The organism is Mycobacterium sp. NGS41 (assembly GCF_059812725.1).
In genome coordinates, this window is record NZ_JCALDF010000032.1 from 2,983 (window position 1) to 28,605 (window position 25,623).

The following is a 25,623-nucleotide window of genomic DNA, read 5'->3' on the forward strand; positions in this document are numbered from 1 at the left end:
ATGGATGCAACTCATGGCCGTGCTTTTCCGCTGACGCGCGGACAGTTAGACATCTGGCTTGCGCAGAAAACGGATCGCTTTGCTGCCAGGTGGCAGATGGGCGAGCTATTCCGAATCGAGGGCACGGTAGACCCCGGTTTGCTTGAGCGCGCGATCGTTCAAGTGGTGCGCGAGGCCGAACCGTTTAGAGTTGCCTTTTTCGAAGTTGACGGCCAGGTTCTCCAGAAAGCGGTCGATTACCCGGACGTTGAGCTTGCCTGCTATGACCTGAGGGGCTCGCAGGATCCTGTCCAGGAGGCCTACCGGCTGACATCTTCGATTCAGCGCACGCTGATGCCGCTTGGTGGGCCGCTGTTCAAATTTGCGTTGTTGCAAACGCGGGCGGATGAATTTTATTGGTTCGTGTGCTGGCACCATATAGTGGCGGACGGGGTGGGCCTTGCTCTTGTTTGTCATCGGATCGCACACGTCTATTCTGCAATGGCTTTAGGCGAGTCTATTCCGCCTGCTTTTTTTGGGCCACTGAGTGATCTGATTGCTTGCGAGTTAGAATACAACGCGTCCACCGATTATCTTGATGATCAGGCTTATTGGACCAAGAACCTCCCTTCGGAAAACGAACCGCGTTATCGGTTGCCATCCGCCGCGTACGGGCGTGATCCGTATGAGTCTTCGGTACCGGTTGAATTGGACCCTGTCGTCGTCGCAGGGATCCAGGAGTTATCGCTGGCGTTGGGGGTTCGTCGCTCGTCGGTGATTACTGCGGCATGTGCGCTGCTGGTGCGTGGGTTCGACGACGAAAGCTCGGAGGTGGTGCTCGATTTTGCGGTAAGCAGGCGTGCGCGTCCGGAAATACAGATGGTGCCGGGAATGGTTTCCGGCGACGTCCCACTGGTGTTGAAAGCTTCGCCGGCGTCTGCAGTTGCTGGTTTCTGTAAACATGTCGACACGCGACTGCGTGAAGCGCTGCAGCATCAGCGTTTCCCGGTGCGCCTCCTTGAGAACGAGGCACGCCTCCGCGGCTCCGGGCAAACGTCCAATCGGATAATTGTCAACTACATCCCGACCACACATTTGATGGATTTTGCTGGTGCTCCGGCATCGGGGACCCTGACCCATACTAACCTCGTCGATCAGCTTGGACTGTTCTTTTATAGGGACGAAGATCGGCTTTTTCTCAGCACGGCGGGTGCTGGGCAATTGTTTTCAGATTGTGATATCCGCGGTTTAGTGAAGCGGTTGGAGCGCGTGATGGCGGCGATGAGCGCCGACCCGGTCCGGCCGTTGTCGTCGGTGGATCCACTCGATGAGGCCGACCATGCCCGGTTGGATGAGCTCGGTAACCGGGCCGTGTTGAGCAAGCCGGTGACCGCGCCGGTGTCGATTCCGGTGTTGTTCGCCGCGCGAGTGGCCCATTCACCGGATGCGGTGGCGGTGGTGTGCGAGGGGCGTGCGTGGACCTATCGCGAGGTTGAGGAAGCCGCTAATCGGTTGGCGCACTTGTTGGTCGGCCAGGGCGTGGGCCCGGGTCAGTATGTGGCGCTGCTGGTGGAGCGTTCGGCTGAGGCGATCGTGGCGATGTTGGCGGTGCTCAAAACCCGGGCGGCATACCTACCAATCGACCCGGCGGTGCCGGCGACCCGTATGCGGTTCGTGCTCGAGGATGCCGCGCCGGCCGCCGCTCTTACGAGCACCGGGCTGGCGAGCCGGCTCGACGGCACCGAGGTGCCCGTCATCGATCTCGACGATTCCCGCCTAGAGGCTCTGCCCAGCACCGTGTTGCCGACGCCGGATCCCGATGACATCGCCTATCTGATCTACACCTCGGGCACGACTGGTGTGCCGAAGGGAGTGGCCATCACCCACCACAACGTGACCCAGTTGCTGGGGTCGTTGGATGCCGGCTTGCCGGCGGCGGGGGTGTGGGCGCTGTGTCATTCGTTGGCCTTCGACGTGTCGGTGTGGGAGATCTGGGGTGCGTTGTTGCGCGGTGGGCGGTTGGTGGTGGTGCCCGAATCGGTCGTGAGCTCGCCGGAGGACTTCCGCGAGGCGCTGGTCGCCGAACAGGTCAGCGTGCTGACCCAGACGCCGTCGGCGGTGGCGGCGCTTTCCCCGCAGGGGTTGGAGTCGGCAGCGTTGGTGATGGCGGGTGAGGTCTGCCCGGTCGAGGTGGTGGATCGGTGGGCGCCGGGACGAGTGATGGTCAATGCGTATGGCCCCTCCGAGACCACGATGTGCGTGGCGATCAGTGCGCCGCTGAAAGCTGGGTCGGAGGTGGTGCCGGTCGGTGCCCCGGTACCCGGGGCAGCGCTGTTTGTGCTGGACGGCTGGTTGCGGGCGGTGCCGGCCGGTGGGGTCGGTGAGCTGTATGTGGCCGGTCGCGGTGTGGGCGTGGGGTATGTAGGTAGGGCGGGGTTGACCGCGTCGCGGTTTGTGGCGTGTCCGTTCGCCGATGCTGGGGCACCTGGACAGCGCATGTATCGCACTGGGGATCTGGTGTGTTGGGGCGCTGACGGGCAGCTGGTTTACCTGGGGCGCGCCGATGAGCAGGTCAAGATCCGTGGCTATCGCATCGAACTGGGTGAGGTGCAGACCGCGCTGGCCAGCCTGGCTGGGGTGGAGCAGGCGGTGGTGATCGCGCGTGAGGATCGCCCCGGCGACAAGCGCCTGGTCGGCTATGTGACCGGCACGGCGGATCCAGTTGAGTTGCGTGCTGCGCTGGGCGACCGGTTGCCGGCCTATATGGTGCCGGCCGCGGTGGTGGTGTTGAAGGCGTTGCCGTTGACCATCAACGGCAAACTGGACACCCGCGCCCTGCCGGCACCGGAGTCTCGGGATGGTCATGGTTACCGGGCCCCAGGCAGCGCCGTTGAGGAGATCCTGGCCGGCATCTACGCCGACGTGCTGGGGCTGGAGCGGGTCGGGGTGGATGACTCGTTCTTCGACCTGGGTGGGGATTCGCTCTTGGCGATGCGCCTGTTCGCGGCGATCAACACCGCACTGGACGCCGACCTGTCGGTACCCACCGTGTTCGAGGCGCCCACTGTGGCCCAGTTGGCGTGTCGTATCGGTGTGGGTTCGCGGCGGCGTGAGCCGCTGGTAGCGATGGCGCGGCCAGCGGTGGTGCCGTTGTCGTATGCCCAGCAGCGGTTGTGGTTTATCGACCAGTTGCACGGGCCGTCGCCGGTGTACAACATGGCCACCGCGCTGCGGCTCGTTGGCGAGTTGGACGTCGACGCCTTGGGTGCGGCGCTCTGTGACGTGGTGGGCCGCCATGAGAGCCTGCGCACGCTGTTCGTCGCACCCGACGGAATACCTCAACAGGTAGTTGTCCCTGTAGAGCGGGTCGACTTCTTGCGCGATGTGATTGATGCCAGTGCCTGGTCGGTTAGCCGGCTGGACAACGCGATCGGCGCGGAGGCGCGGCACAGTTTTGATTTGGCGTGTGAGATCCCGTTGCGGGCAACACTTTTCCGTCTTGGCGACGAGGACCATGTCTTGGTGCCTGTGGTGCACCATATCGCCGCCGATGGCTGGTCTATCGCTCCGTTGTTGCGTGATCTGGGTTTTGCCTATGCCAGCCGATGCGCCGGGCACGCCCCGGATTGGCCGCCGTTGCCGGTGCAGTACGTGGATTACACGTTGTGGCAGCGCGCATTGCTGGGTGATCTGGCCGATCCCGATAGCCCTATCGCCGCGCAGCTGGCGTATTGGGAGCAGGCGTTGGCCGGGTTGCCCGAGCGGCTGACGCTGCCCACCGATCGGCCTTATCCGTTGGTGGCCGATCAGCGTGGCGCCAGTGTGGTGGTGGACTGGCCGGTTGAGTTGCAGCAACGGGTGCGCGAGATGGGTCGGGAGCACAACGCGACCAGTTTCATGGTGATCCAGGCCGCCTTGGCGGTGCTGTTGGCCAAGCTCAGCGGCAGCGCCGATGTGGCGGTGGGGTTCCCGATCGCCGGACGTGGTGATGCGGCGCTCGATGAACTGGTCGGGTTCTTCGTCAACACCTTGGTGCTGCGCGTCGACCTGACAGGTGACTTGACCGCCGCTGAGTTGCTGGCTCAGGTGCGCGCCCGCAGCTTGGCCGCCTACGAGCACCAAGATGTGCCCTTCGAGGTGCTGGTGGACCGGCTCAACCCGGCTAGGTCGTTGGCTCATCATCCCCTGATTCAGGTGATGGTGAGCTGGCAGTACGCGGGAAACAGCGATCCCGCTGCGGAGCTGGTATTGGGGGACCTTCGTCTCAGCTCGCTCCCCGTGGAGACCCAGACCGCCCGCATGGATTTGGCGTTTTCTTTGGCCGAACTCTTCACGGAGGCTGGTGAGCCCGCAGGCATCGGCGGAACGGTGGAGTTTCGTACCGATGTGTTCGATGCGGCCAGCATCGAGGTGCTGATTGGGCGGTTGGCTCAGGTGTTGCTGGCGTTGACCGCCGATCCCGGGCGGCGGTTGTCATCGGTGGATGTGCTGGGTGCGGATGAGCGGGCTCGGTTGGATGCGCTTGGTAATCGGGTGGTGTTGACGGAGCCGAGCAGTGCGCCGGTGTCGGTGCCGGTGTTGTTTGCCGCCCAGGTCGACCGGGCACCGGATGCGGTGGCGCTGACGTGCGGCGGTAGTTCGTGGACCTACCGCGAGCTGGATGAGGCGTCGAATCGGTTGGCGCACTTGTTGGCCGGGCAGGGGGTGGGCCCGGGACGGTGTGTGGCGCTGCTCTTGCCGCGGTCGGCTAAGGGTGTGGTGGCGATTGTGGCGGTGTTGAAGGCGGGGGCGGCGTATTTGCCGATCGATCCGGCGCTGCCACCCGCGCGAATCGAGTTCATGCTCACCGACGCTGCGCCGGTCGCCGCGGTCAGCACCGCGGATCTGCGGGCCCGGTTGGACGGGTTTGACCTGGCGGTCATTGAGGTTGATGACCCGGCTGTGCAGGCTCAGCCCAGTACGGCGCTGCCGGCGCCGGCCCCGGAGGACTTGGCGCACATTATTTACACCTCGGGCACCACGGGGGTGCCTAAAGGGGTGGCCGTCACCCATCACAACGTGACCCGACTGTTTGAATCCTGGGACTTCGGTCTGCGGCTGGGGCCGGGCCAGGTGTGGACGCAGTGTCATTCCTATGCCTTCGACTTTTCGGTGTGGGAGATCTGGGGTGCGTTGTTGCATGGTGGCCGGTTGGTGGTGGTGCCCGACGAGGTGACCCGTTCACCGCAGGAGTTTCACGCCTTGTTGGTCGCTGAACGGGTCAGCGTGCTAAGTCAGACCCCTTCGGCGGTGGGGCTGCTGTCGCCGCAGGGGGTGGATGCGGCGCTGGTGATCGCCGCGGAAGCGTGCCCGGCTGAGGTGGTGGAGCGTTGGGCGCCGGGGCGGGTGATGGTCAACGCCTACGGCCCGACGGAGACCACGGTGTATGCCACCACCAGCGCGCCGCTGAGGGCGGGGTCGGGGGTGGTGCCGATCGGGTCGGCGGTGGCGGGGGCGGCGTTGTTTGTGCTCGATGGGTGGTTGCGTCCGGTGCCGGTGGGGGTGGTCGGTGAGTTGTATGTGGCCGGCAGGGGGGTCGGTGTTGGGTATTGGCGGCGGGCGGGGTTGACCGGGTCGCGGTTTGTGGCCTGTCCCTTCGGCGGTCCGGGAACCCGGATGTATCGCACCGGGGATTTGGTGTGTTGGCGCGCTGATGGGCAGTTGGATTATCTGGGGCGTGCGGATGAGCAGGTCAAGATCCGCGGGTATCGCATCGAGCTGGGTGAGGTCCAGGCCGCGTTAGCTGCTTTGGCTGGAGTGCAGCAGGCGGTGGTGATCGCCCGCGAAGACCGCCCCGGGGACAAACGCCTGGTCGGCTATGTCACCGGGACCGCCGATCCCGGCGAACTGCGCGCCGCATTGGCCGCTCGGCTACCGGCCTACATGATCCCCGCGGCGGTGGTGGCGGTTGACACGTTGCCGTTGACACCCAACGGCAAACTCGACAAACGCGCCCTTCCGGCACCCGAATACAGCAATGTCGACCGCTACCGCGCCCCGGGCAACGCGGTCGAGGAGCTCCTGGCCGGCATCTACGCCGAAGTCCTCGGCTTAGAGCGGGTCGGAGTCGACGACTCGTTCTTCGAGCTCGGTGGCGACAGCATCTCCTCGATGCAGGTGGTCGCGCGGGCACGGGCGGCTGGGCTGGTGTGTCGGCCGCGTGATGTGTTCGTCGAGCAATGTGTGGCCCGGCTAGCCCGGGTAGTGGGGGCGGCCCAGGCCGGCGGCGGTGTGGTTGACGAGGGTATCGGGCCATTGGCCGCGACCCCGATCATGCACTGGCTGGCCAGCGTGGAAGGCCCCACCGAGCAGTTCAACCAGACAGTTGTGGTGTCGGCCCCTGCGGGGGTGACCCAGGCCGATGTAGTGGTGCTGGTGCAGGCATTGCTGGATCGGCATGCCATGTTGCGGCTGCGCGTAGCGGATGATGGGGACGGGGGGTGGTCGTTACAGGTGCCCGAAGCCGGGGTTGTCGAGGGGCGCCACTGTGTTCACGTTGTCGACGTGTTGTCCGATGAAGAGCTGATCGGGGCACGGGCACGGTTGGATCCCGCCGCGGGGGTGATGCTGAGCGCGTTGTGGGTGGCCGAGGCCGCTCAGTTGGTGTTGATCGTTCACCATCTGGCTATCGATGCGGTGTCGTGGCGCATTGTGCTTGATGACCTCAACACCGGCTGGGCTCAGCATCGCAGCGGGCAGCCCATCGCCCTGCCCAGCGTTGGGACGTCGTTTGTCCGGTGGGCGGGACTGCTGGTGGATTATGCGCGCCGCCCCGAGGTGGTCGGGTGCGCTGATGCGTGGAAGCAGGTGGTGGGGGCACCGGCGGTGTTGCCGGCGGTGCGCCCGGCGGTGGATACCTATCAAAGCGCGGGGCATCTGTCGGTATCACTAGATGCCCACACCAGCGGACTGTTGTTGGGTGATGTGCCCGCGGCGTTTCACGCCGGCATCCAAGACATCTTGCTGATCGCGTTGGGGTTGGCGGTGGCCCAGTTTGTCGGCAACGGGTCCGAGCCGGTCGGCATCGACGTCGAGAGTCATGGGCGCCACGAGGAGCTAGGTCCTGAGGTGGATCTGTCGCGCACGGTGGGCTGGTTTACCGCCAAGTATCCGGTGTCGTTGAGTGTGGGTGGGCTGCGCTGGGGGCAGGTAGTCGCTGGTGAGGCGGGGTTGGGGGCGCTGGTCAAGGATGTCAAGGAGCAACTGCGTGCGCTGCCGCATCCGCTGAGCTTTGGCGCACTGCGCTATCTGAATCCCGAGGTGGACCTGGGCGAGTCGGACCCGCTGATCGGGTTTAACTACCTGGGCCGGCTGGGTGCCGTGACCACTGATGGGTGGCGGCTCACTCAGGACGGTGTGTTGGTTCTCGGTGCGGCCGCGGCGTTGCCCGTGGCACTCGGGCACACCGTGGAGCTCAACGCCGCCACCCTCGACACCGAGGCCGGCCCGCGGCTCCACGCCAACTGGATGTGGGCTCCCTCGGCACTGGACGAGGCGGCGGTCAGTGAGCTGAGCCGGTTGTGGGTGCAGGCGCTGGAGGGTCTGTGCGCGCATGTGCGCGCCGGTGGGGGTGGGTTGACCCCGTCGGATATTGTGCCGGCCCGGTTGAGCCAGCCCCAGATCGACGAGTTGAGCCGGCATTACCGGGTTGCCGATATTTTGCCGTTGACCCCGCTGCAGCAGGGCCTGCTGTTTCACGCCAGCACCGCCCACGGTGCTGAGCCCGATTTGTATGCGCTGCAGCTGGATATCACGTTAAGTGGTGGCCTTGACCCCGATCGGCTGCGCGATGCGGTGCACACCGTGGTCATCCGGTATCCCCACTTGGCGGCCCGATTCTGCGACCGTTTTGACCAGCCGGTGCAGATCATCCCGGCCGACCCTGCAGTGGGATGGCGCTATGTCAAGCTCGACGGCCCCGACGGCGCTGATGTTGAGGAGCAGATTCAGCGGCTGTGTGCTGCTGAGCGGGCCGCGGTCGGCGATCTCGCTCACCCGCCGGCGTTTCGGGTGGCGTTGATCCGCACCGCCGAACATCGGCACCGCTGTGTGTTGACTTTCCACCACATCGTCATCGATGGCTGGTCGTTGCCGATCCTGCTCGGCGAAATCTTCGCCGGCTATCACGGCCAGCGGCTGGCGACCCCGGGGTCCTATCGCCGGTTCGTGTGCTGGCTGGCCGACCGCGATCTGGATGCCGCCCGCGCGGCCTGGGCGCAGGTGCTGGCCGGTTTTGACACCCCCACCCTGGTCGGTCCGGCGCAAAGGGTCGGGCTCGGGCAGCGAAGCATCGCCTCCTACCGGCTGACCGAGCACACCACCGGGGCGCTCCATGAGCTGGCCCGCTCACAGCAAACCACCCTCAACACCGTGTTGCAGGGCGCGTTCGCGCAGCTGCTGATGTGGTTGACGGGCCAGCGCGACATCGTATTTGGCACCGCCGTGTCGGGTAGGCCCACCGAGATGGCGGGGGCGGAGTCGATGGTGGGCCTGTTGATCAACACGGTTCCGGTGCGCGCGCGCCTCGCCGCGACGACCACCACCGAACAACTGCTCGACCAACTCCAACGCACCTACAACCACACCCTGGAGCACCAGCACCTGGCACTCAGCGAAATCCACCGGCTCAGCGGGCAGGACCAACTGTTCGACACCTTGCTGGTGCTCGAAAACTACCCGGTCGACACCGCCGCACTATCCGGCGCCGACGAGCTGGCGGTCACCGAGTTCAAAGGCCGCGAATGCAATCACTACCCCCTCACGGTGCAGGCCGTACCCGGACCCGAACTGGGCCTTCGCGTCGAATACGACGCCGAGGTATTCGACGCGCCCACCATCGAGGAGCTCATCGGACGGTTAGAGCGGCTGTTGCTGGCGATGACCGCCGACCCGACCCGGGCGTTGTCGTCGATGGATGCGCTCGATGAGTCTGAGCATGCCCGGTTGGATGAGCTGAGTAATCGGGTGGTGTTGACGGAGCCGAGCAGTGCGCCGGTGTCGGTGCCGGTGTTGTTTGCCGCCCAGGTCGACCGGGCACCGGATGCGGTGGCGCTGACGTGCGGCGGTAGTTCGTGGATCTACCGCGAGCTGGATGAGGCGTCGAATCGGTTGGCGCACTTGTTGGCCGGGCAGGGGGTGGGCCCGGGACGGTGTGTGGCGCTGCTCTTGCCGCGGTCGGCTAAGGGTGTGGTGGCGATTGTGGCGGTGTTGAAGGCGGGGGCGGCGTATTTGCCGATCGATCCGGCGCTGCCACCCGCGCGAATCGAGTTCATGCTCACCGACGCTGCGCCGGTCGCCGCGGTCAGCACCGCGGATCTGCGGGCCCGGTTGGACGGGTTTGACCTGGCGGTCATTGAGGTTGATGACCCGGCTGTGCAGGCTCAGCCCAGTACGGCGCTGCCGGCGCCGGCCCCGGAGGACTTGGCGCACATTATTTACACCTCGGGCACCACGGGGGTGCCTAAAGGGGTGGCCGTCACCCATCACAACGTGACCCGACTGTTTGAATCCTGGGACTTCGGTCTGCGGCTGGGGCCGGGCCAGGTGTGGACGCAGTGTCATTCCTATGCCTTCGACTTTTCGGTGTGGGAGATCTGGGGTGCGTTGTTGCATGGTGGCCGGTTGGTGGTGGTGCCCGACGAGGTGACCCGTTCACCGCAGGAGTTTCACGCCTTGTTGGTCGCTGAACGGGTCAGCGTGCTAAGTCAGACCCCTTCGGCGGTGGGGCTGCTGTCGCCGCAGGGGGTGGATGCGGCGCTGGTGATCGCCGCGGAAGCGTGCCCGGCTGAGGTGGTGGAGCGTTGGGCGCCGGGGCGGGTGATGGTCAACGCCTACGGCCCGACGGAGACCACGGTGTATGCCACCACCAGCGCGCCGCTGAGGGCGGGGTCGGGGGTGGTGCCGATCGGGTCGGCGGTGGCGGGGGCGGCGTTGTTTGTGCTCGATGGGTGGTTGCGTCCGGTGCCGGTGGGGGTGGTCGGTGAGTTGTATGTGGCCGGCAGGGGGGTCGGTGTTGGGTATTGGCGGCGGGCGGGGTTGACCGGGTCGCGGTTTGTGGCCTGTCCCTTCGGCGGTCCGGGAACCCGGATGTATCGCACCGGGGATTTGGTGTGTTGGCGCGCTGATGGGCAGTTGGATTATCTGGGGCGTGCGGATGAGCAGGTCAAGATCCGCGGGTATCGCATCGAGCTGGGTGAGGTCCAGGCCGCGTTAGCTGCTTTGGCTGGAGTGCAGCAGGCGGTGGTGATCGCCCGCGAAGACCGCCCCGGGGACAAACGCCTGGTCGGCTATGTCACCGGGACCGCCGATCCCGGCGAACTGCGCGCCGCATTGGCCGCTCGGCTACCGGCCTACATGATCCCCGCGGCGGTGGTGGCGGTTGACACGTTGCCGTTGACACCCAACGGCAAACTCGACAAACGCGCCCTTCCGGCACCCGAATACAGCAATGTCGACCGCTACCGCGCCCCGGGCAACGCGGTCGAGGAGCTCCTGGCCGGCATCTACGCCGAAGTCCTCGGCTTAGAGCGGGTCGGAGTCGACGACTCGTTCTTCGAGCTCGGTGGCGACAGTATTTCGGCGATGCGCCTCATCGCGGCAATCAACACCACTTTGGATGCCGACCTTTCGGTGCGCACCTTGTTCGACGCCCCGTCGGTGGCCCAGCTGGCGCCTGGCATCGGTGTGGGTTCCGGGCGGCTGCCGCGGTTGATGCCGGTGGAGCGGCCGGCGACGGTGCCGTTGTCGTTTGCTCAGCAGCGGTTGTGGTTCATCGACCAGTTGCAGGGGCCTTCACCGGTGTACAACATTCCGGCGGCGTTGCGGCTATGTGGTCGCCTCGATGTTGAGGCGTTGGGTGCGGCGCTGGCCGATGTCGTGGCTCGGCATGAAAGTCTGCGCACACTGTTTGTGGCGCCCGACGGCATACCCCAGCAGGTGGTTCTGCCTGTTGAGCGGGCCGATGTCGGGTGGCAGGTGGTTGATGCCAGTGGCTGGTCGGCGAGCCAGCTGAGTGACGCGGTTGCCGCGGCAGCGCGCCATGCCTTTGATCTGGCCACTGAAATCCCATTGCGAGCAACACTTTTCCGTCTCGGTGATGAGGAACATGTGTTGGTGGCGGTGGTGCACCATATCGCTGCAGATGGCTGGTCGATCACGCCGCTGGCGGCTGATCTGGGGGTGGCCTACGCCAGCCGATGCGCGGGCCACGCCCCGGGCTGGGCGCCGCTGGCGGTGCAGTATGTCGATTACACGCTGTGGCAGCGCGACAGCTTTGGTGAACTAGACGACAGCGACAGCCCGATTGCTGCGCAGCTGGCCTACTGGGAGCAGGCGCTGAGCGGGATACCGGAGCGGTTGCAGTTGCCCACCGATCGGCCTTACCCGTTGGTGGCTGATCAGCGCGGGGCCAGTGTGGTCGTGCAGTGGCCGGCTGCGTTGCAGCAGCGGGTACGCGAGGTGGCTCGGGAGCATAACGCGACCAGTTTCATGGTGATCCAGGCCGCCTTGGCGGTGCTGCTATCGAAGCTGAGTGCCAGTGCTGACGTGGCGGTGGGATTCCCGATCGCCGGGCGCGCTGACCCTGCCCTAGATGAGTTGGTCGGGTTTTTCGTCAATACTTTGGTGCTGCGGGTCGACTTGGCCGGCAATCCCACCATGGCCGAGTTGTTGGCTCAGGTGCGGGCCCGCAGCCTGGCCGCCTACGAGCACCAGGATGTGCCGTTCGAAGTGCTGGTGGAGCGGCTCAACCCGACCCGAAGCCTGTCCCATCACCCGCTGGTCCAGGTGGTGCTGGCCTGGCAGAACTTCGCCGGCCAAGACAATGATCTCGCTGCCGATTTGGCCATGGGTGATCTGCAGGTCAAGGCGCTGCCGGTGGACACCCATTCCGCCCGCATGGATCTGACCTTCTCCATGGCCGAACGCTGGACCGAGGCCGGTGAGCCCGCCGGCATCGGCGGGGTGGTCGAATTCCGCACCGATGTGTTCGACGCGGCCAGCATCGAGGCGCTCGTCGAGCGGTTGAAGCGCGTGTTGGTGGCCATGACCGTCGACTCGACTCGGCGGTTGTCGTCGATTGATCTGCTCGAGGAGTCTGAGCATGCCCGGTTGCAGCGGTGGGGCAATCGCGCGGTCTTGACGGAGCGTGGCAGCGCGTCGGTATCGGTGCCGGTGTTGTTTGCCGCGCAGGTGGCGCGTGCCCCGGAGACGGTGGCGCTGGTATCGCAGGGCCGGTCGGTGACGTATCGACAGCTAGATGAGGCGGCCAACCGGTTGGCGCACCTACTGGCGAGCCACGATGCGCGCCCCGGGCAATGTGTGGCGATGCTTTTGCCCCGCTCCGTCGAGGCAATCGTGGCGATGTTGGCGGTGCTCAAGACCGGTGCGGCGTATCTACCCATGGACCCAGCGATACCCGCGGCCCGGATGCGGTTCACCCTCGCCGATGCGGCGCCCGTCGCTGCGGTCACCACCACCGGGCTGGCTGAGCGGTTGGACGGGTTTGACCTAGTGGTCATCGATGTCGATGATCCGTGCGTTGCGGCCCAGCCCAGCACGTCGCTGCCGGCGCCGGGCCCCGATGACATCGCTTACCTGATTTACACCTCGGGCACCACCGGGGTGCCCAAAGGCGTGGCGGTCACCCACCGCAACGTCACCCAGTTGCTGGAGTCGTTGGACGCCGGGCTGCCTTCGCCGGGGGTGTGGACGCATAGTCACTCCTTGGCGTTCGACGTCTCGGTCTGGGAGATCTGGGGAGCACTGTTGCGTGGTGGGCGCTTGGTGGTGGTGCCCGAAGAGGTGGCGGGCGCGCCGGACGACTTCCACGACCTACTGGTTGCGGAACGGGTCAGCGTACTCACCGAGACCCCGTCGGCGGTATCGGTGCTGCCACCAGAGGGTCTGGGGTCGACGGCGTTAGTGATGGCTGCCGAGGTTTGCCCGCCTGAGGTGGTGGATCGGTGGGCGCCGGGGCGGGTGATGGTCAATGCCTATGGCCCCACCGAGACGACGATGTGTGTTGCGATCAGCGCGCCGTTGAGGCCGGGGTCGGGGGCGCCGCCGATCGGTGCGCCGGTGGCGGGGGCGGCGTTGTTTGTGCTCGATGAGTGGTTGTGTCCGGTGCCGGCTGGGGTGGTCGGTGAGTTGTATGTGGCCGGTCGCGGGGTGGCGTGTGGCTACGTGGGCCGGTCGTGGTTGACGGCGTCGCGGTTTGTGGCATGTCCATTTGTCGGCGCGGGCAATGCGGGACAACCCGGCCAGCGGATGTATCGCACCGGGGATTTGGTGCGGTGGCGCGGTGATGGGCAGCTGGCCTATCTGGGGCGTGCGGATGAGCAGGTCAAGATCCGCGGATATCGCATCGAACTGGGCGAGGTGCAGGCGGCACTGGCCGGGCTGGCTGGCGTGGAGCAGGCGGTGGTGATTGCCCGCGAGGACCGCCCCGGCTACAAGCGCCTGGTCGGCTATGTGACCGGGACTGCGGATCCAGTCGAGCTGCGTGCCGCGCTGGGTGAGCGGTTGCCGGCCTACATGGTGCCCGCGGCGGTGGTAGTGATCGAGGCGTTGCCGTTGACAGCCAACGGCAAGCTCGACACCCGCGCGCTGCCGGCACCGGAATACCGCGGTGTTGAGTATCGCGCTCCGGGTAGCGCGGTCGAGGAGGTTTTGGCCGGCATCTACGCAGAGGTCCTCGGGCTTGACCGGGTCGGCGTGGACGACTCGTTCTTTGAGCTGGGTGGGGACAGCATTTCCTCGATGCAGGTGGTGGCGCGGGCGCGAGCGGCGGGACTGGTGTGTCGGCCGCGTGATGTGTTCGTCGAGCAGACGGTGGCCCGATTGGCCCGGGTGGTCGGGGCAGCCCCGGCAGGAGGGGTGAGCGATGAGGGGATCGGGCCGCTGCCCGCGACCCCGATCATGCGCTGGCTGGCCAGTGTGGACGGCCCGGTTGATGAGTTCAACCAGACGATGCTGTTGTCGGCCCCGGCGGGGATGACCCACACCGACGTGGTGGTGCTGGTGCAGGCGTTGCTGGATCGCCACGCCATGTTGCGGGCCCGCCTCGAGGACGACGGGGCGCGGGGGTGGTCGCTGCAGGTGCCTGAGGCCGGGGCCATCGATGCGCGCAATTGTGTTCACAGCGTAGATGTGTTCTCCGATCAAGCGCTGGTGAGGGCGCGTGCGCGGTTGGATCCGGCCGCGGGGGTGATGGTCAGCGGGTTGTGGGTGGCCAACACGGCTCAGTTGGTGATGGTCGTACATCATCTGGCCATTGATGCGGTGTCGTGGCGGGTGGTGCTCGATGACCTCAACACCGCCTGGGCCCAACACCGCAACGGACAACCCGTCGTCTTACCGGCGATCGGGACGTCGTTTGCCCGGTGGGCGGGGTTATTGGTGGAGTATGCGCGCCGCCGCGAGGTGGTGGAGTTAGCGGATGCGTGGAAGCAGGTGGCAGGGGCTCTGGCGGTGTTGCCGCCGCCTGAGTCGGCGGTGGATACCTACGCCAGCGCGGGGCATTTATCGGTGGGGCTGGACGCCGAGACGACGGGGTTGTTGCTAGGTGAGGTGCCCGCGGCGTTTCATGCCGGGATCCAGGAGATTTTGCTGATCGCGTTGGGGTTGGCGGTGGCGCAGTTTGTCGGCAACGGCAGCGCACCGGTCGGTATCGACGTCGAGGGCCACGGGCGCCACGAGGAGTTGGGCGCGCAGGTGGACCTATCGCGCACAGTGGGCTGGTTCACCACCAAATACCCGGTGGCGCTAAGTGTCGGTGGGCTTTCGTGGCCACAGGTGGTCGCCGGTCAGGCCGGGCTGGGACGGGTGATCAACGATGTAAAAGAGCAGCTGCGAGCGCTGCCGCATCCGCTGAGCTATGGGGCGCTGCGCTACCTGAACCCCGAGGTGGATCTGGGCGACTCCGACCCAGCGATCGGCTTTAACTACCTGGGCCGGCTGGGTGCAGCTGCGACGGAGCTTTCCGATGGGCTGTGGCGGGTCAGCGCCGACGGCTTCTCGCTCGCTGCGACCGCCGCCGCGGTGCCCACGCCGTTGGCACACACTCTCGAACTCAACGCCGGCGTGCGGGACACCGACGTCGGCCCCGAGCTGCACGCTGACTGGTCGTGGGCGCCCTCGGCGCTAGATCATGCGCAGGTAAGTCGGCTGAGCACGCTGTGGTTCGAGGCATTGGCCGGCATCTGCACATACGTGCGGCGCGGCGGAGGCGGGTTAACGCCTTCCGATGTCGTCGCCTCCGTTAGCCAGCAGCAGATCGAGAAGCTTCAGCGGCGTTATGCAGATCGCTGACCTATGGCCGTTGACGCCCCTGCAGCAGGGGTTGCTCTTTCACGCCAGCACCGCATGCGGCGACGACGATGTGTATGCGGCGCAGCTGGCCATCACCCTGACCGGACCGCTTGACCCGCACCGGCTGCGTGATGCGGTTTACACCGTGGTCAGCCGGCATCCGAACCTGGTGGCCCGTTTCAACGCAGAGCTCGACGAACCGGTACAGCTCATTCCGGCCGATCCTGAACCGGGATGGAGTTATGTCGAATTCGGCGCGCGGGATGTTGATGTCGATGAGCAGATCCAGCAGCTTTGCGCCCAGGAGCGCGCCGCTGTCTATGATCTGGCTGACCAGCCGGCTTTTCGGGCGGCCCTGATCCGCACGGCGCCAGATGCGCACCGGTTCGTGTTGACTAACCATCACATCGTCATGGATGGCTGGTCGTTGCCAATTCTGTTGGGGGAGGTCTTTGCCGCCTATCGTGGGCAGCGTTTGCCCGCGCCGGTGTCGTATCGCCGGTTCGTCAGTTGGCTGGCCGAACGTGACCTGGCGGCCGCCCGCGCGGCCTGGGCCCAAGCGCTGGCCGGTTTTGATACCCCCACGCTGGTGGGTGCGGCGGGCCGGTTGCGGCTGGGGCAGCGCAGCAGTGTTTCGTATCGGGTGCCTGAGCAGACCAGGCGGGCCCTGAGCGAGTTGGCGCGTTCACGCCACACCACCATGAACACGGTTCTGCAGGGCGCCTTCGCGCGGCTGTTGTGTGTGCTGACCGGCCAGCACGACGTCGTCTTTGGCACCACGGTGTCGGGGCGACCCACCGAGGTGCCCGGCGCGCAGTCGATGGTGGGCCTGTTCATCAACACGGTGCCGGTACGGGCCACGCTCACCGCAACAACCAGCACCGTCGATCTGCTTCACCAGCTGCAAGACGCGCACACCCGCACCCTGGAGCACGAGTATCTGGCGCTCAGCGAGATACACCGGATCACCGGCCAGCACCAGCTGTTCGACACGTTGTTGGTGTTCGAAAACTACCCGGTCGACGCGGCCGCGTTGTCGGGCATCGAGGGATTGTCGGTCAGTGCGGTGAGCACCCGCGAGCACACGCACTATCCCCTGACGGTGCAAGCCCAGCCCGGACGCGAACTGACCCTTCGCGTCGAATACGACACCGAGGTGTTCGACACCGCCAGCATCGAGGCGCTGATCGCGCGATTGGCTCGGGTTTTGGTGGCGATGACCACCGACGCGACCCGGCCGTTGTCGGCGATCGACGTGCTCGACGTTGCCGACCACGCACGCCTGCAGGAGTGGGGCAATCAAGCGGCGTTGAGGGAGCCGAGCAGCGCGCCGCCGTCGATTCCGGCATTGTTCGCCGCACAGGTGGCCCGCTCACCGAAGGCGGTGGCGCTGTGCTGCGGGCAGCGTTCGTGGACCTACCGCGAGCTAGATGAGGCCGCTAACCAGCTAGCTCACCTGCTCATTGAACGGGGGGCGGGCCGGGGAAAGTATGTGGCGCTGCTGTTATCCCGGTCCGCCGAAGCGGTCGTAGCGATTGTGGCGGTACTCAAAACGGGAGCGGCTTATCTGCCCATTGACCCGGCGGTGCCGGCGGCGCGAATCGAGTTCATGCTCGAGGATGCCGCGCCGGTCGCCGCGATCACCACCGCGGATCTACGCTCGCGACTGGACGACCACGAGGTGGTGGTCATTGATGTCGATGATCCCGCTGTTGGTCGCCAGCCCAGTACAGCGTTGCCGGTGCCGGCTGCTGATGACCTTGCCCATCTGATTTACACCTCGGGTACCACCGGGGTGCCCAAAGGGGTGGCCGTCACCCATCACAACCTGGCCCACCTGGCGGAGTCCTCGCCTTCGCAGCTGCCGGTGACACAGGTGTGGACGCAGTGCCATTCGTATGCGTTCGACTTTTCGGTGTGGGAGATCTGGGCTGCGCTGCTGCGCGGTGGGCGGCTGGTAGTGGTGCCCGAGTCGGTGACGGGCTCACCGAATGACTTCCACGACCTGCTGGTTGCGGAAGCGGTCAGCGTGTTGACCCAGACCCCGTCGGCGGCGGCGGCGCTGTCCCCGGACGGGTTGGAGTCGGCGGCGTTGCTGCTTGGCGGGGAGGCGTGCCCGCCGGAGGTAGTGGATCGGTGGGCACCGGGACGCGTCGTGATCAACGCCTATGGCCCGACGGAGGTCACGGTATACGCGTCGATGAGCGCCCCGTTGAGGGCGGGGTCGGGAGTGGTTCCGATTGGTGCGCCGGTGGCGGGGGCGGCGTTGTTTGTGCTCGACGGCTGGTTGCGCGCAGTGCCGGTGGGTGTGATCGGGGAGTTGTATGTGGCCGGTCGCGGGGTGGCGTGTGGATATGTGGGCCGGGCGGGATTGACCGCCTCGCGGTTTGTGGCCTGTTCCTTCGGCGAGCCGGGAACCCGGATGTATCGCACCGGCGATCTGGTGTGTTGGCGCGCTGATGGGCAGCTGCAGTATCTGGGGCGCGCCGATGAGCAGGTCAAGATCCGCGGGTATCGCATCGAGCTCGGCGAAATCCAGACCGCCCTAGCCGCGCTCGACGGCGTAGAGCAGGCGGTGGTGATCGCCCGCGAGGACCGTCCCGGCGATAAGCTCCTAGTCGGCTACGTCACCGGCACGGCAGACCCGGCCGAGATACGCGCACAGCTGGGCGAGCGGCTGCCCGCATATATGATTCCGGCCTCGGTGGTGGTGATCGATGCGCTGCCTTTGACGCCCAACGGCAAATTGGACAAGCGGGCCCTTCCGGCTCCGGAATATCAGGATGCTGATCGTTACCGCGCCCCGATCACCCCCACCGAGGAAATCCTGGCCGGCATTTACGCAGACGTCCTGGGATTGAAGCGGGTCGGGGTAGATGACTCGTTCTTCGAGCTCGGCGGCGACAGCATCTCGGCGATGCGTCTGGTCGCGGCGATCAACTCCGTACTGGATACAGATCTTTCGGTGCGCACGGTGTTCGAGGCGCCCACGATCACCCAATTGGCGCCTCGCATCGGTGTGGGCTCCGGGCGGCTGCCGCGGTTGGTGGCGGTGGAGCGGCCGGCGGTGGTGCCGTTGTCGTTTGCCCAGCAGCGGTTGTGGTTTATCGACCAGTTGCAGGGGCCGTCACCGGTGTACAACATGGCCACCGCGTTGCGGTTGGTCGGCGAGTTGGACGCCGCGGCGTTGGGTGCGGCACTCGGTGATGTGGTGTCCCGCCATGAGAGCCTGCGCACGCTGTTTGTGGCGCCCGACGGCATTGCCCAACAGATGGTGCAGCCGGTTGAGCGGGCCGAGTTCGGATGGGAAGTCGTTGATGCCAGCGGGTGGTCGGCAAGCCAACTAGATGAGGCGGTCACCGCGGCGGCGCGCTACACGTTTGATCTGGCCACTGAAACCTTATTGCGGGCAACACTTTTCCGTCTTGGTGACGAGGACCATGTGGTGGTCGCGGTGGTGCACCATATCGCTGCCGATGGCTGGTCCATCGCTCCGCTGGTGGCTGATCTCGGGGTGGCCTATGCCAGCCGCCGCGCCGGGCGGGCGCCTGATTGGGCGCCGTTGCCGGTGCAGTACATCGATTACACATTGTGGCAGCGCGAAACCTTCGGTGAGCTCGAAGACAGCGACAGCCCTATTGCCGCGCAGCTGGCCTATTGGGAGCAGGCCCTGGCGGGGATGCCCGAGCGGTTGCAGCTGCCCGCTGATCGGCCTTACCCGTTGGTGGCTGATCAGCGCGGCGCCAGTGTGGTCGTCGACTGGCCGGTGGGGTTGCAGCAGCAGGTGGCGCGGGCGGCCCGGGAGCACAACGCCACCGGTTTCATGGTGATTCAGGCCGCGTTGGCGGTGCTGTTGGCCAAGCTCAGCGGCAGCGCCGATGTGGCGGTGGGCTTCCCGATCGCCGGGCGCCGCGATCCCGCGCTGGAAAAGTTGGTCGGATTCTTCGTCAACACCTTGGTGTTGCGCGTCGACTTGGCCGGTAATCCCACGGTGGCCGAGTTGGTGGCTCGGGTGCGCGCGCGCAGCCTGGCCGCCTACGAACACCAAGACGTCCCGTTCGAGGTGCTAGTCGAGCGGCTCAACCCGAGCCGAAGCATGTCCCATCACCCGCTGGTGCAGGTGATGCTGGCCTGGCAGAACTTCGCCGGGCACGACAACGGTGCGACCGCCGGGCTGGCCGTGGGTGACCTTGAAGTCACCCCGTTGCCGGTGGACACCCAGACCGCCCGTATGGATCTGACCTTTTCCCTGGGTGAACGTTTCACCGAGGACGGTGAGCCTGCCGGGATCTTCGGGGCGGTGGAATTTCGCACCGACGTGTTCGATGCGGCCAGCATCGAGGCGCTGACCGCGCGCCTTAAGCGGGTGGTGCTGACGCTCACCGCCGACCCCACCCGGCGGTTGTCGTCAATCGAGGTGCTCGACGAACCTGAGCATGCCCGCCTGGATCGGCTCGGTAACCGAGCGGTGTTGAGCCAGCCCGCACCGCGCGCGGTGTCGGTGCCAGTGTTATTCGCCGCGCAGGTGCAGCATGCCCCGCATGCAGTGGCGATTCGTTGCGGGCAGGGTTCGTGGACCTACCGCGAGGTGGAGGAGGCCGCCAATCGGTTGGCTCACCTGCTAGCCAGCCGGGGCGTCGGTCCGGGTGGGTGTGTGGCGTTGCTGTTGCCGCGGTCGGCTGAGGCGGTCATAGCGATGTTGGCCGTACTCAAGACCGGAGCCGCTTACCTGCCGGTCGATCCGGCGCACCCGCGGTCGCGGATGGAGTTCATGCTCACCGATGCCGCCCCACTGGCCGTCGTCACCACCGCGGATCTGACCGCTCAGCTGACTGGCTATGACGTGGTGGTCATCGACGTCAATGACGCCGCGGTGGATTGCCAGCCCAGCACCGCGCTGCCGGCGCCGGCTCCTGATGACATTGCCTACCTCATCTACACCTCGGGTACCACCGGGGTGCCCAAAGGGGTGGCCGTCACCCATCACAACCTGGCCCACCTGGCGGAGTCCTCGCCTTCGCAGCTGCCGGTGACACAGGTGTGGACGCAGTGCCATTCGTATGCGTTCGACTTTTCGGTGTGGGAGATCTGGGCTGCGCTGCTGCGCGGTGGGCGGCTGGTAGTGGTGCCCGAGTCGGTGACGGGCTCACCGAATGACTTCCACGACCTGCTGGTTGCGGAAGCGGTCAGCGTGTTGACCCAGACCCCGTCGGCGGCGGCGGCGCTGTCCCCGGACGGGTTGGAGTCGGCGGCGTTGCTGCTTGGCGGGGAGGCGTGCCCGCCGGAGGTAGTGGATCGGTGGGCACCGGGACGCGTCGTGATCAACGCCTATGGCCCGACGGAGGTCACGGTATACGCGTCGATGAGCGCCCCGTTGAGGGCGGGGTCGGGAGTGGTTCCGATTGGTGCGCCGGTGGCGGGGGCGGCGTTGTTCGTCCTCGATGGATGGTTGCGGCCGGTGCCAGCAGGGGTGATCGGTGAGTTGTATGTGGCCGGCACCGGGGTCAGTGTGGGGTATTGGCGTCGCGCGGGTTTGACCGGGTCGCGGTTTGTGGCGTGCCCGTTCGGCGGTCCGGGGGCCCGCATGTATCGCACCGGGGATTTGGTGCGGTGGGGTAGCGATGGGCAGCTGGATTATTTGGGGCGCGCCGATGAGCAGGTCAAGATCCGCGGGTATCGCATCGAGCTCGGCGAAATCCACACGGCCCTGGCGGGTTTGGCGGGGGTAGGGCAGGCGGCGGTGATCGCCCGCGAGGACCGCCCCGGGGATAAGCGCCTCGTCGGCTATGTCACCGGCAGCGTCGACCCCGTCGAGATACGCGCGGAGTTGGCCGAGCGGTTGCCCGCGTACATGGTGCCCGCGGCCGTAGTGGTGATCGAGGCCTTGCCGTTGACTCCCAACGGCAAACTCGACACCCGCGCCCTGCCGGCACCGGAATACCAAGGCATGGTGCGACATCGGGCGCCGGGCAACGCCGTCGAGGAGATACTGGCCGGCATCTACGCCGAGGTCCTCGGTTTGGAGCGGGTCGGGGTGGATGACTCGTTCTTCGATTTGGGTGGGGACAGCATCTCCTCGATGCAGGTGGTGGCCCGGGCCCGGGCGGCCGGTCTGGTGTGTCGCCCGCGCGATGTGTTCGTCGAGCAGACGGTGGCCCGGCTGGCCCGGGTGGTGGAGGCAGCCCCGGCAGAAGGGGTGAGCGATGAGGGGATCGGACCGCTGCCCGCGACTCCGATCATGCGCTGGCTGGCCGGCGTGGCTGGCCCGACCGAGCAGTTCAACCAGACGATGGTGGTGTCGGCCCCGGCGGGAGTGACCCACACCGACGTGGTGGTGCTGGTGCAGGCGCTGCTGGATCGCCACGCCATGTTGCGGGCCCACGTCGAGGACGAGGCCGCGGGGACGTTGATGGTGCCCGAGGTCGGGGCCATCGATGCGCGCGAGCGCGTGCACACCGTCGACGTGGTGTCCGATGAGGTGCTGGTGGACGCGAGGGCGCGGTTGGACCCGGCGGCGGGGGTGATGCTGAGCGCGGCGTGGGCCGCCGAGGCCGGTCAATTGGTGATGGTCATCCATCATCTGGCCGTTGATGCGGTGTCGTGGCGCATTGTGCTTGATGACCTGAACACCGCCTGGGCCCAACACCGTGCCGGCCAGCCGGTGGTGTTGCCGGTGACCGGGACGTCGTTTGCCCGGTGGGCGGCGCTGCTGGGTGAGTATGCACGCCGGCGCGAGGTGGTGGAGCTGGGTGATGCGTGGAAGCAGGTAGCCGGGGCCCCGGCGGTGTTCCCGGCGCCCCAGCCGGCGCTGGATACCTATGCCACCGCCGGACAGATGTCGGTGTGGCTGGATAGCGAGACCACCGGGCTGCTGCTGGGCGAGGTGCCCGCGGCGTTTCATGCCGGCATCCAAGACATCTTGCTGATCGCGTTGGGATTGGCGGTAGCGCAGTATGTGGGCAACGGCAGCGCCCCGGTCGGTATCGACGTCGAGGGTCACGGGCGCCACGAGGAGTTGGGCGCGCAGGTGGACCTGTCACGCACGGTGGGCTGGTTCACCACCAAATACCCGGTGGCCTTGAATGTCGGCGGGCTGCGCTGGGCCCAGGTGGTCGCCGGTGAGCCGGGGTTGGGCGCGTTGGTCAAGCACGCCAAAGAGCAGCTGCGCGCGCTGCCGCACCCGCTGAGCTATGGGGCGCTGCGCTACCTGAACCCCGAGGTGGATCTGGGCGAGTCGGATCCGATGATCGGTTTCAACTATCTGGGCCGACTGGGCGGCGCGGCCAGTGACGCTGATCTGTGGCACATCGACCCGCAGGCGGTGGCGCTGATCGGTGCGGCCACCGCGGTGCCCATGCCGCTGGGGCACACCGTGGAACTCAACGCCACCGCCGTCGACACCGAGGCGGGCCCCCGGCTGCACGCCAACTGGATGTGGGCGCCCTCCGCGCTCGACGACGTGGCGGTCAGCGAGCTCAGCCGGTTGTGGGTAATGGCGCTGACCGGGATCTGCGCGCATGTGCGCGCCGGTGGGGGCGGGCTGACCCCGTCGGACATTGCACCGGCTCGGCTGAGCCAGCCCCAAATCGATGACCTGTGCCAGCACTATCGGGTCGCCGATATCTTGCCGCTGACCCCGCTGCAACAGGGCCTGCTGTTTCACGCCAGCACCGCACACGGCAACGACCCCGACGTGTACGCGATGCAGCTGGATATCACCCTCACCGGCGCCCTCGACGCTGACCGGCTACACCGGGCGATACACACCGTGGTCACCCGCCACCCCCACCTGGCGGCCCGGTTCTGCGCCCAGTTCGACCCGCCGGTGCAAATCATCCCGGCCGACCCGGTAGCAGGATGGCAGTACGTCGAGCTTGACAGCGATGTCGATGAGCAGATCGGCCAGCTGTGTGCCGCCGAGCGCGCCGCAGTCGGCGATATCGCCCACCCGCCGGCGTTTCGGGTGGCGCTGATCCGCACCGCCGAGCATTGCCACCGGTGCGTACTGACCTTCCACCACATCGTGATCGACGGCTGGTCGCTGCCGATCCTGCTCGGTGAAATCTTCGCCGGCTACCACCACCAGCGCCTGCCCGCGCCGGCGTCGTACCGCCGGTTTGTCAGTTGGCTGGCCGAACGTGACCTGGATGCCGCCCGCGCGGCCTGGGCCCAAGTGCTGGCCGGCGTTGACGCCCCGACCCTGGTCGGACCTTCCGCCCGGTTAGGGACAGCGCGGCGAAGCATCGCCTCCTACCGGCTGCCAGCACACACCACCCAAGCCCTCGGCGAGCTGGCCCGCGCCCACCACACGACCGTCAACACGGTGCTGCAGGGCGCTTTCGCGCAAGTGCTGATGTGGCTGACCGGCCAGCACGACGTCGCCTTCGGCACCACGGTCTCCGGACGACCCACCGAGGTGCCCGGCGCGGAGTCGATGGTGGGCCTGTTCATCAACACCGTGCCGGTCCGCGCACACCTCACCGCCACAACCAGCACCGCCGACCTTCTCGAGCAGCTGCAACACGCCTACACCCAGACTCTGGAGCATCAGCACCTGGCGCTCAGCGAGATCCACCGGATCACCGGCCACGACCAACTCTTCGACACCTTGTTGGTGTTCGAAAACTACCCGGTCGACACGGCCGCCTTATCGGGCGCCGACGAATTAACCATCACCGAGGTCACCGGCCGCGAAGCCACCCACTACCGGCTGACCGTGCAAGCCCAGCCCGGCAGCGAGCTGGGTCTTCGCGTCGAATACGACACCGACGTGTTCGACACCGCCACCATCGACGCACTCATCGCCCGGTTACAACGGGTGTCAGTGGCCATGGCGAACGAACCCGCCCGGCCGCTGTCCTCGATCGATCTGCTCGATGAACCCGAGCATGCCCGCCTACGCGGCTGGGGCAACCAGGCGGTGCTCACCCAGCCCGCACCCACGCCGGTGTCGATTCCCGACTTGTTCGCCGCGCAAGTCACGCGCACACCAGAGGCCGTCGCCGTCCGCTGCGGCCAGCGTTCGTGGACCTATCGCGAGCTGGATGAGGCCGCCAACCAGCTAGCTCACCTACTCGCCGACCAGGGTGTGGGACCGGGTCAGTGTGTGGCGCTGCTGGTGGAGCGTTCGGCTGAGGCGATCGTGGCGATTGTGGCGGTACTCAAAACCGGGGCTGCCTACCTACCGATCGACCCCGCGCTGCCGGCGGCGCGTATCGAGTTCATGCTCGACGACGCCGCGCCGATCATGGCCATCACCACGGCGGAATTGCGCTCCCGGCTGGTGGGCGATGACCTGCTGGTCGTCGACGTGAATGATCCGGCGGTGCAGGCTCACCCCAGCACGGCACTGCCGGCGCCGGCTCCCGATGACATCGCCTACCTGATCTACACCTCGGGCACCACCGGTGTCCCCAAAGGCGTTGCCGTCACCCACCACAACGTCACTCAGCTGATGGAGGCCTTGGACGCGGGCCTTACAACGCCCGGTCCGGCAAAGGTGTCGACGCAGTGGCATTCCTACGCCTTCGACGCCTCGGTCCGGGAGATCTGGGGGGCCCTGCTACATGGTGGTCAACTCGTGGTGGTGCCCGAGGAGGTAGCGCACTCGCCGGAGGACTTCCACGCGTTGCTGGTAGCTGAACACGTCAGCGTCTTGAGCCAAACCCCCTCGGCGGCGGCTGCGTTGTCGCCCCAGAATTTGAGGTCGGTCGCCTTCGTGGTGGGCGGTGAGCCCTGTCCACCCGAGCTGGTGGATCGGTGGGCGCCGGGACGGGTGATGATCAACGCCTATGGCCCCACCGAGACCACGGTGGATGTGTCGATCAGCGCGCCGCTGACGCCGGGGTCCGGGGCACCGCCGATCGGCTCGCCGGTGGCGGGGGCGGCGTTGTTTGTGCTCGATGGGTGGTTGCGGGCGGTGCCGACGGGGATGGTCGGTGAGTTGTATGTGGCCGGCGGCGGGGTCGGCGTGGGGTATGTGGGCCGGGCGGGGTTGACCGCCTCGCGGTTTGTGGCCTGCCCGTTCGGGGGTCCGGGGATTCGGATGTATCGCACCGGGGATTTGGTGCGCTGGGGTACTGACGGGCAGCTGGACTATCTGGGCCGGATTGATGAGCAGGTCAAGATCCGCGGGTATCGCATCGAGCTCGGCGAGGTGCGGGCGGCACTGGCTGGGCTAACTGGGGTGGAGCAGGCGGTGGTGATCGCCCGCGAGGACCGCCCCGGCGACAAGCGCCTGGTCGGCTATATCACCGGGACTGCCGACCCCGTCGAGGCGCGCGCCGCATTGACCGA

Annotated in this window: 2 protein-coding genes (1 of these 2 only partly in view); both read left to right on the forward strand. The window is 66.6% G+C overall.

Annotated elements, in window-relative coordinates:
- Complete coding sequence (locus AC5Y21_RS21840; RefSeq protein ID WP_499915374.1) at window positions 1–15,327, forward strand: non-ribosomal peptide synthetase; 15,327 nt, start codon at window positions 1–3, stop codon at window positions 15,325–15,327.
- Window positions 15,314–25,623 carry the 5' end (the start) of a non-ribosomal peptide synthase/polyketide synthase gene (locus tag AC5Y21_RS21845; protein WP_499915376.1) on the forward strand. Its footprint extends 19,573 nt past the window's final position, so only the first 10,310 of its 29,883 coding nucleotides appear in the window; its start codon is at window positions 15,314–15,316; its stop codon lies beyond the right edge, outside the window. Before AC5Y21_RS21840 ends, AC5Y21_RS21845 begins: the two co-directional genes overlap by 14 nt.